At 28.1% G+C, this 12547-nt stretch carries 16 protein-coding genes and 2 pseudogenes; 14 read left to right on the top strand and 4 right to left on the bottom strand.

Annotation, left to right across the window (positions count from 1 at the left end):
- Positions 1–327: pseudogene (locus CLOBL_RS24875) on the bottom strand (sigma factor); the annotation flags it as partial.
- Between the two features lie 108 nt (positions 328–435).
- Between CLOBL_RS24875 and CLOBL_RS24870 the strand changes: the two are divergent.
- The 4 genes from CLOBL_RS24870 to CLOBL_RS29210 all read left to right on the top strand — a co-directional run bounded on the left by CLOBL_RS24870 (position 436) and on the right by CLOBL_RS29210 (position 1977).
- Positions 436–1332, top strand: coding sequence for an N-acetylmuramoyl-L-alanine amidase (locus CLOBL_RS24870; protein ID WP_077861463.1), 897 nt, complete (start codon positions 436–438; stop codon positions 1330–1332).
- Between the two features lie 67 nt (positions 1333–1399).
- Positions 1400–1528 carry a hypothetical protein gene (locus tag CLOBL_RS29220; RefSeq protein WP_347472979.1) on the top strand — a complete coding sequence of 43 codons (129 nt, stop codon included), beginning with the start codon at positions 1400–1402 and terminating at the stop codon, positions 1526–1528.
- A gap of 32 nt (positions 1529–1560) precedes the next feature.
- A complete protein-coding gene (locus CLOBL_RS29215) occupies positions 1561–1764 on the top strand; it encodes a recombinase family protein (protein WP_347472980.1) in 204 nt (67 codons plus the stop codon).
- A gap of 114 nt (positions 1765–1878) precedes the next feature.
- Positions 1879–1977, top strand: a complete 99-nt coding sequence (locus tag CLOBL_RS29210) for a helix-turn-helix domain-containing protein (protein ID WP_347472978.1) — start codon at positions 1879–1881, stop codon at positions 1975–1977.
- Positions 1978–2409: 432 nt separating this feature from the next.
- Here CLOBL_RS29210 and CLOBL_RS28735 read toward each other — a convergent pair whose 3' ends face one another.
- Together CLOBL_RS28735 and CLOBL_RS28730 are read right to left on the bottom strand one after the other, a co-directional pair.
- Positions 2410–3003: an ATP-binding cassette domain-containing protein gene (locus CLOBL_RS28735; protein WP_347472977.1), complete on the bottom strand. Its 594-nt coding sequence runs from the start codon at positions 3001–3003 to the stop codon at positions 2410–2412.
- A gap of 185 nt (positions 3004–3188) precedes the next feature.
- Positions 3189–3785, bottom strand: coding sequence for a hypothetical protein (locus CLOBL_RS28730; protein WP_143323950.1), 597 nt, complete (start codon positions 3783–3785; stop codon positions 3189–3191).
- On the opposite strand from CLOBL_RS28730, the pseudogene CLOBL_RS24850 reads away from it, so the two are divergent.
- The 10 genes and pseudogenes from CLOBL_RS24850 to CLOBL_RS24805 form a co-directional block, all read left to right on the top strand.
- A pseudogene (locus CLOBL_RS24850) lies at positions 3773–4251 on the top strand (lactate utilization protein); the annotation flags it as partial. The gene CLOBL_RS28730 and the pseudogene CLOBL_RS24850 sit on opposite strands and share 13 nt — an antisense overlap.
- Positions 4252–4576: 325 nt before the next feature.
- Entirely contained in the window at positions 4577–5128 is a 552-nt protein-coding gene (locus CLOBL_RS24845) for a GNAT family N-acetyltransferase (RefSeq protein WP_077861460.1), read from the top strand.
- A gap of 350 nt (positions 5129–5478) precedes the next feature.
- Entirely contained in the window at positions 5479–6114 is a 636-nt protein-coding gene (locus CLOBL_RS24840) for a TetR/AcrR family transcriptional regulator (RefSeq protein WP_077861459.1), read from the top strand.
- A gap of 117 nt (positions 6115–6231) precedes the next feature.
- A complete protein-coding gene (locus tag CLOBL_RS24835; RefSeq protein ID WP_077861458.1) occupies positions 6232–7440 on the top strand; it encodes an alpha/beta hydrolase in 1209 nt (402 codons plus the stop codon).
- Between the two features lie 100 nt (positions 7441–7540).
- On the top strand, positions 7541–7996 hold the full coding sequence (locus CLOBL_RS24830) for a DMT family transporter (protein ID WP_077861457.1): 456 nt from the start codon (positions 7541–7543) through the stop codon (positions 7994–7996).
- A 395-nt stretch (positions 7997–8391) separates the two neighbouring features.
- Positions 8392–8583 (top strand): hypothetical protein, encoded by a 192-nt coding sequence (locus CLOBL_RS24820; RefSeq protein ID WP_077861455.1) that lies wholly within the window; start codon positions 8392–8394, stop codon positions 8581–8583.
- A gap of 823 nt (positions 8584–9406) precedes the next feature.
- Positions 9407–10678, top strand: a complete 1272-nt coding sequence (locus tag CLOBL_RS24815; protein WP_077861454.1) for a helix-turn-helix transcriptional regulator — start codon at positions 9407–9409, stop codon at positions 10676–10678.
- Between the two features lie 108 nt (positions 10679–10786).
- Positions 10787–10948 (top strand): hypothetical protein, encoded by a 162-nt coding sequence (locus CLOBL_RS28240; protein WP_179117830.1) that lies wholly within the window; start codon positions 10787–10789, stop codon positions 10946–10948.
- Between the two features lie 442 nt (positions 10949–11390).
- Entirely contained in the window at positions 11391–11555 is a 165-nt protein-coding gene (locus CLOBL_RS24810; RefSeq protein WP_077861453.1) for a Spo0E family sporulation regulatory protein-aspartic acid phosphatase, read from the top strand.
- Between the two features lie 24 nt (positions 11556–11579).
- Positions 11580–11789, top strand: a complete 210-nt coding sequence (locus tag CLOBL_RS24805; RefSeq protein ID WP_077861452.1) for a hypothetical protein — start codon at positions 11580–11582, stop codon at positions 11787–11789.
- Positions 11790–11869: 80 nt separating this feature from the next.
- Here CLOBL_RS24805 and CLOBL_RS24800 read toward each other — a convergent pair whose 3' ends face one another.
- On the bottom strand, positions 11870–12418 hold the full coding sequence (locus CLOBL_RS24800) for a PadR family transcriptional regulator (protein WP_077861451.1): 549 nt from the start codon (positions 12416–12418) through the stop codon (positions 11870–11872).
- Between the last annotated feature and the right edge of the window lie 129 nt (positions 12419–12547).

The following is a 12547-nucleotide window of genomic DNA, read 5'->3' as shown; positions in this document are numbered from 1 at the left end:
TTCAACATCAGCATGAAGGCTTAAAGCATCATCGCCGTTAGTTGAGCTTCTAGTTTTAATATGCTTAATTAAGTCATTTATGTTATTTTTTATTCCATTAGAAGCATAAGCAACAAATTTATGTTTCTCTAGATTGTATAAAGAAACACATTTAAAAAGTGACTGATAGCACTCATTCTTTATGTCATTTCTATCAAATCCATCTATAAAAGTTCTTTTTGAAATATTAATAATTAAAGGTCTAAATTCACTAGCTAAATTTTCTTTTGCTATCATGTCTCCATTTTTGCATTTGTAAACTAAGCTTTCAACATAATCATAATCCATATAGGCGCCTCCATTAAAAAATAAATTTATAGTAGAAATAATAAAAATAACCTCTACATCTAGTATATATGACAAAATCACATATATCTCATAAGGAGGTGTATAAAAATGAATAATTTTATAATAGCAGTAGGTCATACTGCAAGTGGTAATATTGGATGCGGAGTTATTGACAGGTTGGATGAAAGTCAATGCACTCGTGAGATTGGAACTTTAGTTATGCAGTATTTACAGGAAAAAGGTTATGGAGTTAACTTACTTAGAATTGATGAAAGTACTAGCTATAGCTGTGAGGATTGTTATGAAAGAGCAAATCAAGGTAACGAAATAGCTAAAACAACAAATATTGAGTTATATGCTGAAATTCATATTAATGCAGGGGGAGGTAGTGGCCCAGAAGTATGTGTTACTGGAAAATCAGAAGTAGCAAATCAATATGCAGCTAAAGTATGTGATGCATTATCAAGTGATTTGAATTTACCTAATAGAGGTGTAAAGACAAGAAGTCTTATTGTTCTTAATCAAACTGTTATGCCTGCAATATTAGTTGAGTGTTTGTTTGCTGATAGTGATGATGCAGATAAATATAATGTAGAAGTTATTGCAAGATCTATTGTTAGTGGGTTAGTTAGAGCTGATGGTTCTAGTAATGAAGAATGGAAACTTGGTTGGAATAGAAATAGTGTTGGATGGTGGTATTGTACGTGCTTGGAAAATAAAAGTTACTATACATCAAAAGATGGCTGGCAGAGAATAGAGGGGGAGTGGTATGTATTTGATAATAATGGGTATGCACTTCAGGATGCATGGTACAATGATGAAAAAGATAATGCATGGTATTACTTAGATGAAAGCTGCATGATGGTTAGAGGTAGTAAGGATAAGGTTTTGTGGAAGTGGATTGATAGTGCCTGTTATGCTTTTGATGAGAAGGGTAGGATGTATTGTAATTGTATTACACCTGATGGATATAAAGTTGAGAAGAGTGGAAAATGGATAAAATAACTATAGTATGATGAAACACTAAGAAAATGAAAGAAAACATAATTTTATTATGTAAGGGTGATAGACTATGATTTGTAAATATGAAAGAGTTAGTACAAAGAAACAGAGTGTAGGCAGACAAGAAATGATTCTTGATAAGCTAGGAATTCCTTTTAATAAAGCCTATACAGATAAGATAATGATAGACCTGCATTAAATAAACTACAATTAGATGTTAATGATGGAGATATAATTTATTGTGAAAGTATAAGCAGATTAGGAAGAAATGTTGATGATCTTAGAGCCACATGTGATTACTTTAAGAATAAAGGGGTTACAGTTTATTTTGTAAAAGAGGGGATAAATGCAGATGGTGACGGTTATAAGTTTATACTTACGATCCTAGGAGCAGTTGCAGAGATGGAAAGAGAAAACACGGTTGAGAGAGTGTAGCAAGGTGTTGCAAGATGTATCAAGACTGGAACAACTAAAACTGGAAGGTGGTTTGGCAGAGAGGAAAAGAAGAGTGAGAATCTACCAAAGGATTTTAAGAAATATTATATTAAAATGATTAATAATGAATTGAGCAAAGTTGAAATGGCTAAGTTATTAGGGTGCAGTAGAGCTACTCTATACAGATGGATTAAATTATATGAAGGACAATAGCTTTTATTAATGAGTTTTATCTAAAGTAAATACGAAATAGGTTTGGAATAATGAAGGGGGAACAATATCATAACTAAAGGATAAGTATATTTGATTTAATAAGAATATGCCATTGATAAGTATAAGGAAGACCATAAAAGTATTGCAATTAAAGCTTTGACGGTAAAGAATGAAACAATGGAGATTTTTCAACGGTAATAATATTTAATACATTATACAAGTTAGTATTAATAATTTAGCATTAAGAATAAGTGATAAATTTATATGTGCATAAGCAAATTTGTAAGTGGAGTGCCTTTAATACTAGAATTACTAATGATTAAGGCACTTATGCCCTTAATAAAGCATCATAATATAAGCATAGAATAAATTTATTTAATACTAAGAAATATCTGAAAAGAGATAAATTATACAGTTATCTTAATATATATTTTAAGATATATATTCTAATAATCTTTTGCCTGTAAAAGATGAAGAACATTTTGTAATGCCGCTAGGATAGCCTATATAAACAAGTTCTCCTCCATTAAAGCCGCCTAGTGGACCTAAATCAATAATCCAGTCAGCTTTGCACATTATACTTAAATTATGTTCTAAAATTATAACTGTTTTTCTTTTATTAATTAATTTATTAAATAACTTTATCAAATTTTTTATATCGGACTCATGCAAACCTGTGCTTGGTTCATCTAATATGTAAATTTCACCAACATTATTTAAAAGAGTTACAGCAATTTTTAATCTTTGAAGTTCTCCACCTGACATTGTGTCAAGAGATTGACCGAGTTTAATATACCATAGATTTACTTCAGAAATAGTATACAATATTTTATTTAGCTCTTTGTCAATAAAGACTGCCAAAGCTTCATCGACAGAGAGTTTAAGGATATCACTTATTGTATATGAACTGTACTTATAATTTAATATTTCTTGTTTGTATCTTGTTCCATTACATAATTCGCAAGTTTCTTCAACATCATCCATAAAAGCTAAATCTGTTTTTATTATACCTTTTCCCTTACACAAAGGACATCCACCTTCTCCAATAAAGCTGAATAGTGAAGGTGATTTACTATTTGCTTTACCAAAGATGGTTCTAATTTTATCAAAAAAGCCTATGTATGTTGCGAGTATTGAGCGAGAAGAGGTATGGACTCTTTTTTGGTCTAAGAGTATGCTGTTTGGATACTTGTCAAGAAAAAGACGTGTAATCAATGTACTTTTACTGAACCGGCTACGCCAGTTACAACTGTTAAGGCATTCCTAGGTATTTTTATAGAAATATTTTTCAAATTAAACATATTTGCATTATTAAGCTCGTAAAATTCGTGAAACTCCTTATTTTCTGTAATCATTTCATGTTTATTAGATAAAGCATTTCCAGTGGTAGTATCACTATTTAATAGCTGCTTATATGTACCTTCAAAAGTAATTTCTCCACCTTTAACTCCTGATTCAGGCCCCATGTCAATAATGTGATCTGCTATATTTATTACATCAGGATCATGCTCCACAATTATAACTGTATTTCCTTTTTCTTCAAGCCCCTTGAATATCTTATTTATACCAGTTATATCATGAGGATGTAATCCAATGCTAGGTTCATCGAATATATAGAGAACATCACTCAGACTGCTGTTTAAATGTTTTGACATTTTAATTCGTTGAGATTCACCACCAGATAAAGTATTGGTTGTACGATTCAATGTAAGATAATTTAATCCCACTTCTTCTAATGTACGTAAACGCTTGAGAATATCATCAATAACTGTTTGAACTTTCTGCTCATGGACTAGTAGAAGATTCAATAACGCTATCTGAAACTAGAGTTATAGATTTTCTTCGAGAGGGTAATTATAAATTTTTAGATAAATATAGAGAAGGTATTACAAGCGAAGAAAAAAAGCAGATTTATATTAAAAACTTTTCTGCTGATACTTTTATATGTAGTACAAATGCTTTAACTGAAAATGGAGAACTTTATAATATTGATGGAAATGGAAGTAGAGTGGCGCCAATGATTTATGGGCCCAAATAAGTGATTTTAGTAGTTGGGATAAATAAAATTGTTAAAAACATACATGAAGCTGAAAAAAGAGTAAGGAATTATTCGGCACCAATTGATGCAAAAAAAATTAAACCAAAATACTCCTAGGGTATTGCGTAGATTGCAAAAGTCCAAATAGAATATGTAATCATCTTACAATCAGTAGACGTAAATTTGTTAAAGATAGAATAAAAGTTATTATTATAGGAGAAGAGCTGGGATATTAAAAAAATGAAGTTCTGAATATTTCATTTTTAACTACAAATAAGTTTGAAATTTATATTTACAATATGGAAATTTCGATGTACAATGAAGGATTAAAATTTTTTTGGATACTAGCCTTTGCTTAATAATATTATTCTAACCTAAAAGTAACAAATATACAAGATAAGATAAACATATGGAAGTATATATTTGCAGTTTCGTTATTAATTAATATTAATATATCAGAGAGATGCATATAAAATTTAGTGTTTTTTATGGCTAGTGATATAATATTTTGAATAGAGACGTCTTTATACTAATTACAAATAAATTTGGAGAGTGATTTTAGTGCAAAAAGTTTATGAAACTGAAAGGCTTTTGTTGAAAGTCTTAGACAAATCTTATGCAGAAATGGTTGTTGATTATTATTTAAGAAACAAGTCTTTTTTAGAAGAGTGGGAACCTGCGAGGAGTGAAGAATTTTATACAAAGCAATATCAGGAAGAGCAATTAGATAAAGCGTTAACAGATATTAAAAATAATAATTCATTGATACTATGGATATTTGAAAAGCAAGATGACACAAGAATATTAGGTTCTATTTCCTTTACTAACATAGTAAAAGGTGTATTTTTATCAAGTTATCTTGGTTATAAATTAGATAAAGATGGAATCAATAGAGGTTACATAACCGAGGCAGTTCAAAAAGGAATTGAAATTATGTTTAATGAATATGGACTTCACAGGATTGAAGCTAATATTATGCAAAAAAATAAAAGGTCTTTAAGAGTAGCAGAGAAATTAGGTTTTTACAATGAGGGGGTAGCATATAAATATTTAAAGATAAATGAAAAATGGGAAGATCATATACATATGGTTTTACTAAACGATAAGGTGTAATAATAGTACTTTGTATAGTCTTTAATCATAAATTAAATACTAAATTGTAAAATCATATTATTCAAGAGTGAATTGCACCCTGTCAAGTAGACAGATGAAATAATAAAAAGTTTTATTATTTCATCTGTCTACTACTATAAAGGGAGCATATCAATGCGTGTTAATGTAGAACTAAAGGCTGCCTGTGTTTGATGGATACAAGACGGCGAAGCACATCTGCTTGCCGGTTAGTATCACGCAGGAAAACATTATGTAAGCGCTGGCGTTAGTACGAACAAAATATTATCTTAAACCCTATTGCATAATATTAAAATTTGATTTATAATTTCATTGAACAGGCGGTGAATAATTTGAAAAACAATGATGTTAAACTTACAAATAGAGATCTTCAAGCAATAGAAAGACGTAGTCAGCTTTTGGAATCAGCAAAAGAACTTTTTGCAGCTAATGGTTACCATGCAACTACAACTAGACAAATAACAAAGAATATTGGTATGGCAGATGGGCTCATTTATCACTATTTTCCAGAAGGAAAAAAACAGATTTTAGATATAATTATTAAAGAATTTGTTGATGACAGATGGATTCAATTAGAAAAAGATATATCTGAAGTTACTTGTGATATATCTCTTCAAGAAATTCTTTTTAGATTAGGAAACATAATATTTAAATATATTGGCAATGATAAAAATATATTAGTTATATTATTAAGGGAACAAAACATATTATCAGAAGAATATACCAATACCTTTAATAACCATATAAAAAAAGTAATTTATAAAACAGAGCTGATTTTAAAAGAGAAAGCTGAAAAAAACGAAATCAAAGCCTTTGATTTTTTCATGATGGCAAATCAATTTTGGAGTGCCATTTACACATATATATTACAAAATACGCTTTTTGGAGAAAAGAATTTATATTCAGTAAGTAAAGAAGTGTATTTAGAACAAATTATAAATTATACTCAAATGACTTGGAAAAAATAAAAAATTCCTTTGTGGAATTTTGCTCATTTGGTTCACTGAATGTTCAATTAAAACTTGTATACATTTATTAATTAACCATAAAATAAAATATTATCATAATATAAGGAGGAATTAACTATGAAACTACATTTTCAAGATCAAGCATTTTCATTTGAATTATTAAGAGCTGTAACTTATGCAGGCTATCAAGGAGCAGAAATAGGTGAAGCCTTAGCAACAACTGCTAAAATTAAAGAAGGTGACTTTGACAGTTGGTATGAAGAGTGGAAAAATACAGCTGAAAGAGTTGAACAAACAGGTATTGACTGCTTAAATAAGAGACATAAAGTAAGTGCTAGAGAAGCTTTCCTTAGGGCGCATAATTATTATAGAACCGCAGAATTCTTTTTACAAGGAACCGATCCAAAACGAAGCGAAAATTTTAAAAAGAGTGTTGATACTTTCGAAAAGGCAATGGAACTTATGGATTCACATTTTGAAATAGTTGAAATACCATATGAAGGTACATATTTAAAAGGCTATTTTTATGGAGCATTAAACTATGATAAAGCTAATACTACAACAATACCAACTCTATTATTTATCGGTGGATATGACTCCACTCTTCAAGAACTTTATTTCTGTGGGGCTGCTCCAGCAATAAAACGTGGTTATAACTGTTTAATCTTTGAATGCCCAGGACAGGGAGAAGCTTTAAGAAAGAATAACCTTTATATGCGTCATGATGCAGAAGTTCCAGTAGGTGCTGCAATAGATTACCTTGAAACAAGAAACGATATCGATATTAATAAACTATCCTTGCTTGGCATGAGCTTAGGCGGTTATTTTGCACCAAGAGCAGCAGCGTTTGATGAACGTATAAAAGCATGTATTGCTTTTAACGTATTCTATGATACTTATGAATCTACTATAAATCAAAATCCTCAGCTTGAAAAAGTATTAAGCTTACCAGCAGAACAAAAGGAAGCATTGCTTGCAAAAGCTGAAGAAAATAATTCAAATCTTCGTTGGATGCTAAACAATGGTAAATGGGTATTTGGCTTAAAACACAGATATGAAGTCTTTGATGAAATGAAGAAAGCGTCCTTAAAAGGAGTTGCTGAAAAGATTAAATGTCCTATGTTACTTACTATGGGAGAAACAGATCACTTTGTTTCTAAAGATCAATTAAATGCCCTTTTAGATTCAATAAAAGCACCAAAGACAGTTCGTGTCTTTACTATAGCTGAAGGAGCAGAAGAACATTGTCAGGAAGGTAATCATGCATTATTTCATCAAGTCATGTTTGATTGGCTAGATGATATATTTGAAAATTATTTAGATTAAAACTTAAATTAATCGCAATTGATTTTTAATAAAGCTTTCTACGATTAATTTAATTTTTCATAGAAAGCTCTATACTATTAAATTTAATGGAGGTTATACTATGACATTCCTGTATTATTTACTCTCATTAATATCAGGCTTTGCTCTGACTTTGCAAGTTGGTATAAATGGAGCATTTCGCTCTAAAATAGGAAATCCGATACTTTCATCCCTTGTAAGTTTTACTGTTGGAACTTTAGGACTTGCTCTGGTATTTTTTATTACTTTATTAAACGGATCTAGTACTGTACCAACTGTAACAAACATCAAAACCACTAGTTGGTGGATGTTAACTGGAGGATTATTTGGAGCCTTCTATATATTTTCAACCATATTTTCATCACCTAAAATTGGATTTGCAAATATGTTTAGTCTCGTAATATGCGGTCAGATAATCCTTTCAGTACTATTTGATCATTTTGGATTATTAGGAAATCAAATTCATTTATTAAGTCCACTAAGAGCTATAGGAGTTTTTTTATTAATTTTAGGTGTTTACATAATTCAAGCTAATTAGGCATATTCATCAAACGGTTATAAGAATGGAGATAACTGAAGTGCACGTAAAAAATTAAATAGTCAAGAAGCATTAAACCCTAATGCAAATTATATACAAGAATTAGAAAATATGCTTTTAGAATATAATAATAAATATAATACAGATAGGAATGCAATAAAATCGACTATTTTAAAATGCTGTGATATTAAACAACTTGCAAAATATTCTCCAAAGTTTTTGAAAAAATTAAGAGATTTAGAGAAAAATCTTAAAATTACAAGGAGTAATAAGTCTGAATTATTAAAGAAGTTTTGATATGTAGTTTCAATGATGAGTTGAAGAAAATACTTATTTATCAATTAAATAATGTAAGAGAGTCATTATTGAAATATAAGTTATAGGGGGCAGATGGAGTGGCAAATAATATATCAACAAAATTAGGAACTTTAATTTTAAATCGAGAAAAAGTTAATGATGAAGAAAGTAAGATTACTATAAAGAAAAATTTTAAAATGATTGGAAAAATAAATACCATTATGAGTTTTAAAAATAATAGTGAAAATTTATTAAGCTATCTATGCAAAAAATTAATTGATAAAGAATAAAAATATTACTAGGTTAAATATCGATAGATAATACTTGAAATTGTACTATAGTTGTACTATTTTATTTTAAAAAGAGAAAAATATTAAGAAATTCAAAAATACTTAAAAGTGCGTAAATGCCTATTTATAAAGCTTTTATAGGATATTGTATTATATGGTTTAATATTATAAGACAAGAAATATTCTACACGCTGGGGGTACCATATTGCATTAAAAAGCGGCTTAGCCCAATACTGGTTGAGCCGCTTTTGATTTTGAAAAAAATGATTATTTAGTGTTTATTTGTGAGGTGTATTTATAAACATATCGTCCATAACATGTGTAGATGTATCTGATATTTCAGTAATACTTTTATGTGAGGTGAAATAACAAAGGCGTACTAATTGAAACTCAATACTTGCAATGTTAAGTAAATGCAGTGAGTTAGAAAAATACCGTAGGATTATGATTGTTTATACCAGGAAATAGTTATTTTATGGAGGATTTATTGAATATTAATCCAAACTGGAGTAATATATTATAATATAGAAATATATGTTAAATATTGAATTATATTTAAATGATGTTTTATTAATTTATTCTATAGAAATATAAATAATAGATTTAGGATGAAACAAATTTTTAAAATAATAATAAGCCCTGCAATGCTAGACAACCAAATCAAATCATTGCAGGGCACTAAGAGAGCTAACAACTAAATGTTAGCAATGTAATTATAGTATATTTACAAAATAATGTCTATAAAATACACTATAATTACATAATGTGCAAATTTTACATTTGGTTTTTAAGCATCTCTTTGAAAGAGAGGAGGAAAAAGTAAATGTTTGATAATGAAATTGTTGCACCAGGTGAAAAAGTGAATAGAATAAGAAAAATGCTTCACATGACACAGGAAGAACTTGCGGAAGGTATTTGTTCAAAAAATAATATAAGTTTAATTGAAAACAATAAACAAAAAATAAGCAATAATTTAGCAAGCCTATTTGTTAAAAGGTTAAATAAAAGTGCAAAAGAGAAAGGGATAAATATATCTGTAATTACTCCGGAAGAATTAATGAAAGATGAAGACGAACAAGCAAATGATATTTTTATAGATGTTGTAAATGAATTAAAAGAAATTGACTCAATAGATTTATTTGAACAAAAGTTGCTTAGAGCAGAAAATATAATTAAAAAGCATCATATCGCAGATAGTAATAAAATAGAGTTATATAAATTATCTGCTGATTTTTACTATTATAAACATAGTTATGCTAAAAGTGAGCAAATGTGTGATATTGGAATAAGGACAAGCATTAACTCCAATAACATGTTTGAAGAAGCAAATTTATATGTATATAAATCTAAAAATAACATATTTAGTGATAAGTACATTAATGCATTACAACAACTAGACTACGCTGAAGAATTAAATAATAGTATAGCTAATGATGAACTTTCAATAACGATACTTTATCACAAAGCTTTGACGTATAAAAGACTAGGCAAATATGATACAGCTTTGAAGTATTTTAAAGTACTAAAAAAATTTGAAATAAAAAATCAAAAAATGTTGTTAAAAATAAAAATGGTATATGCTAATTGTTTTCTTGATAGAAATGAATTTGAAAAAGCTGAAAAAGAATATTTTGAAATATTGGATGTTAATGATAAAGACTTTATAGGTCTTGCTTATAAAAATTTATCAGAGTTGTATTTTAAAAGTAAAAAATACAAAGAATCTGCAAAATACATAAAAGAATCTTTAATATATAATGAAAAAAATTTATATATATCTGACACTTTATATTTGGCGGCAAAAGTACTTCCGTACGTAAATGAAGATGCGGAAACGTATCTTTTACAGGCATTAGAGACATGTGAAAGAATGGATAGGGAGAAATTGGAGTTAATTAAAAATATAATAAATGAACTGGTCTTGATTTATATGAAAAGAGAAGATGAAAGAAATATAACATTAATGATTGAAAAGGCAGAAGAACTAAAAATAAATTGCAATAAAATTTATGCACAACTTATAAAATATTACAGATATCGAAATATTGAGAAAAGTGAATATTTTATCGATATGTTAATTGATAAACTTAATTAAATTTAAAGAAAATAATAACAAGAAAATTAATCGCAAATTTCAACATTACATCATAATGTAAAGTCGGAAATTGAAGAACTCACTTTATTTTTAAAGGAGGTGATTCTTATGAAAAAAATTATATTAGCAGTGCTAACTGGAACTATGATATTATCAAACGTTGCAATGGTTTCGGCAAAAACGATACATACTAATACTGCTAAAAACAGTACAGTGTCTAGTGCAAGTCCAAGTAATATGTATCATGTAGATTCAACTGATCCAGATTAATAACAATACAGAAACATGAAAACATAAAAAATAGTTTTAAAATTAATAAAAAAATCAAGTGAATTTTAATAAATTTATTTGATTTTTTTTATTTTACAAATATTAGATATGACAATATAATTTATTCAGGTTGTAGGCAGTTAAGAGAAATGAATAGAGAGTATTAAGGAAAGGAGGAATAAAATTTGTTATTGCCTTTATAAGAACATAAGTTTGTGAAAAATAAAAAATATGTTAAATTCATACTAAAAAGACTTTTAAGATATTATAAGATGTTTTCTTAATTTTTTAAATCTTTTATTTTAATTATTACATCAGTTATTAGTATTATATTTTGAGAAATATAAACTTAGAAAATACTATGAGTGTGAAGGAAGTAAGGATAAAGCTATTATAAATACAAAAAGTCTTCAGTAGTAATGGGGAGGCAATTAAAAAAATTATGGATGAGATAGCATATGATTTAGATATATGGAGAGAATTATTACATAATGAAATAGACAACAATAAAGAATTAAATTCTGATAATGTATTAAAAATAAGTGAAAAACTGTATGAGGTTATTGTTGAGGCATACAAAGAACAACTCAATATAAATAATAAATAATATTTGAAGAAAGGTGAGGCTTTAGTGGTAATTAGAGAATCAATTGAAATATATCGCGAAGATACTTTAATTGAAGAGTTTAAGAAGGAAATTGAATTATTAAAAAGTGCTGGGTATAAAGTATTTGAACAAACTAACGATTATGTACTTTTTTTACAATCTACTACGGTAGTTGATTCAAATTTACTTCATAATAAAAAATTACAAGTGAAAATTACAAATAGAGAGATATAGATGAATATAGTTAAATGTTTAGTAAGAAACCCACGTAATCTAATTATTACTGTGGGTTATTTTAGGTTCTAAAATATTTTTTATCTAATTTCTCTATTCTTACAATGCCCAATACAATGGGTTAGCCATTGAATAGTGCATTCCTCACGAAGAATAGCTCCATCTAAAACAATATAATCGCCATATTCATCACTATCAATTGGAGGAACTTTATCATATCGTTCCATTTGAATATGTAAAAAATTGAGTCTTTCTTGATGTTGAAATAGCTGATGCTCTAGTAAATCCATCCTTATATCTAAATCTAAATTATTTGAAAAATACATCCTAAGACGAAAAATATTTTTAGGTGTTGGTTCCATTGGTTCATCTTTTTTTAACCACTTCAGAAAGTCTTGCTTGCCTTTTTCAGTGATTTTATAAACTTTTTTTTCTAAAACATCTCCACTAATTTCAATATCGTAAACTATAAGCTTTTCTTCTACTAGTTTTTTTAACTCTGGATATATTTGACTGTGTTTTGCACTCCAAAATTCAGCTAATTGGAAATTAAAATCTTTTCCTATATCATAACCTGTCATAGGTCGTCTGTTTAATAAGCCTAAAATTGCATATTTAAGTGTTCTCATAAATACACCTCTTTCTGTAATACTTAATTGTTATAACATGATTTCGTAAAATACTAAACATTATTATAATATACAATTTATCATACAAAAAATATATAAACAAATATATGTAAATATAAATATATAAAT

This window comes from Clostridium sp. BL-8, from assembly GCF_002006495.1.
Taxonomy (GTDB): domain Bacteria; phylum Bacillota; class Clostridia; order Clostridiales; family Clostridiaceae; genus Clostridium.
Note: the sequence above shows the minus strand (reverse complement) of the source record. Positions and strands in the feature narration are given on the sequence as shown.

Coding starts and splice junctions, on each gene's coding strand:
- CLOBL_RS24830 (WP_077861457.1), top strand. CDS start 7,541: ATGACATTCCTGTATTATTTACTCTCATTAATATCAGGCTTTGCTCTG.
- CLOBL_RS28240 (WP_179117830.1), top strand. CDS start 10,787: ATGAAAAAAATTATATTAGCAGTGCTAACTGGAACTATGATATTATCA.
- CLOBL_RS24810 (WP_077861453.1), top strand. CDS start 11,391: ATGGATGAGATAGCATATGATTTAGATATATGGAGAGAATTATTACAT.
- CLOBL_RS29210 (WP_347472978.1), top strand. CDS start 1,879: ATGATTAATAATGAATTGAGCAAAGTTGAAATGGCTAAGTTATTAGGG.
- CLOBL_RS24815 (WP_077861454.1), top strand. CDS start 9,407: ATGTTTGATAATGAAATTGTTGCACCAGGTGAAAAAGTGAATAGAATA.
- CLOBL_RS24835 (WP_077861458.1), top strand. CDS start 6,232: ATGAAACTACATTTTCAAGATCAAGCATTTTCATTTGAATTATTAAGA.
- CLOBL_RS29220 (WP_347472979.1), top strand. CDS start 1,400: ATGATTTGTAAATATGAAAGAGTTAGTACAAAGAAACAGAGTGTAGGC.
- CLOBL_RS24870 (WP_077861463.1), top strand. CDS start 436: ATGAATAATTTTATAATAGCAGTAGGTCATACTGCAAGTGGTAATATT.
- CLOBL_RS24800 (WP_077861451.1), bottom strand. CDS start 12,418: ATGAGAACACTTAAATATGCAATTTTAGGCTTATTAAACAGACGACCT.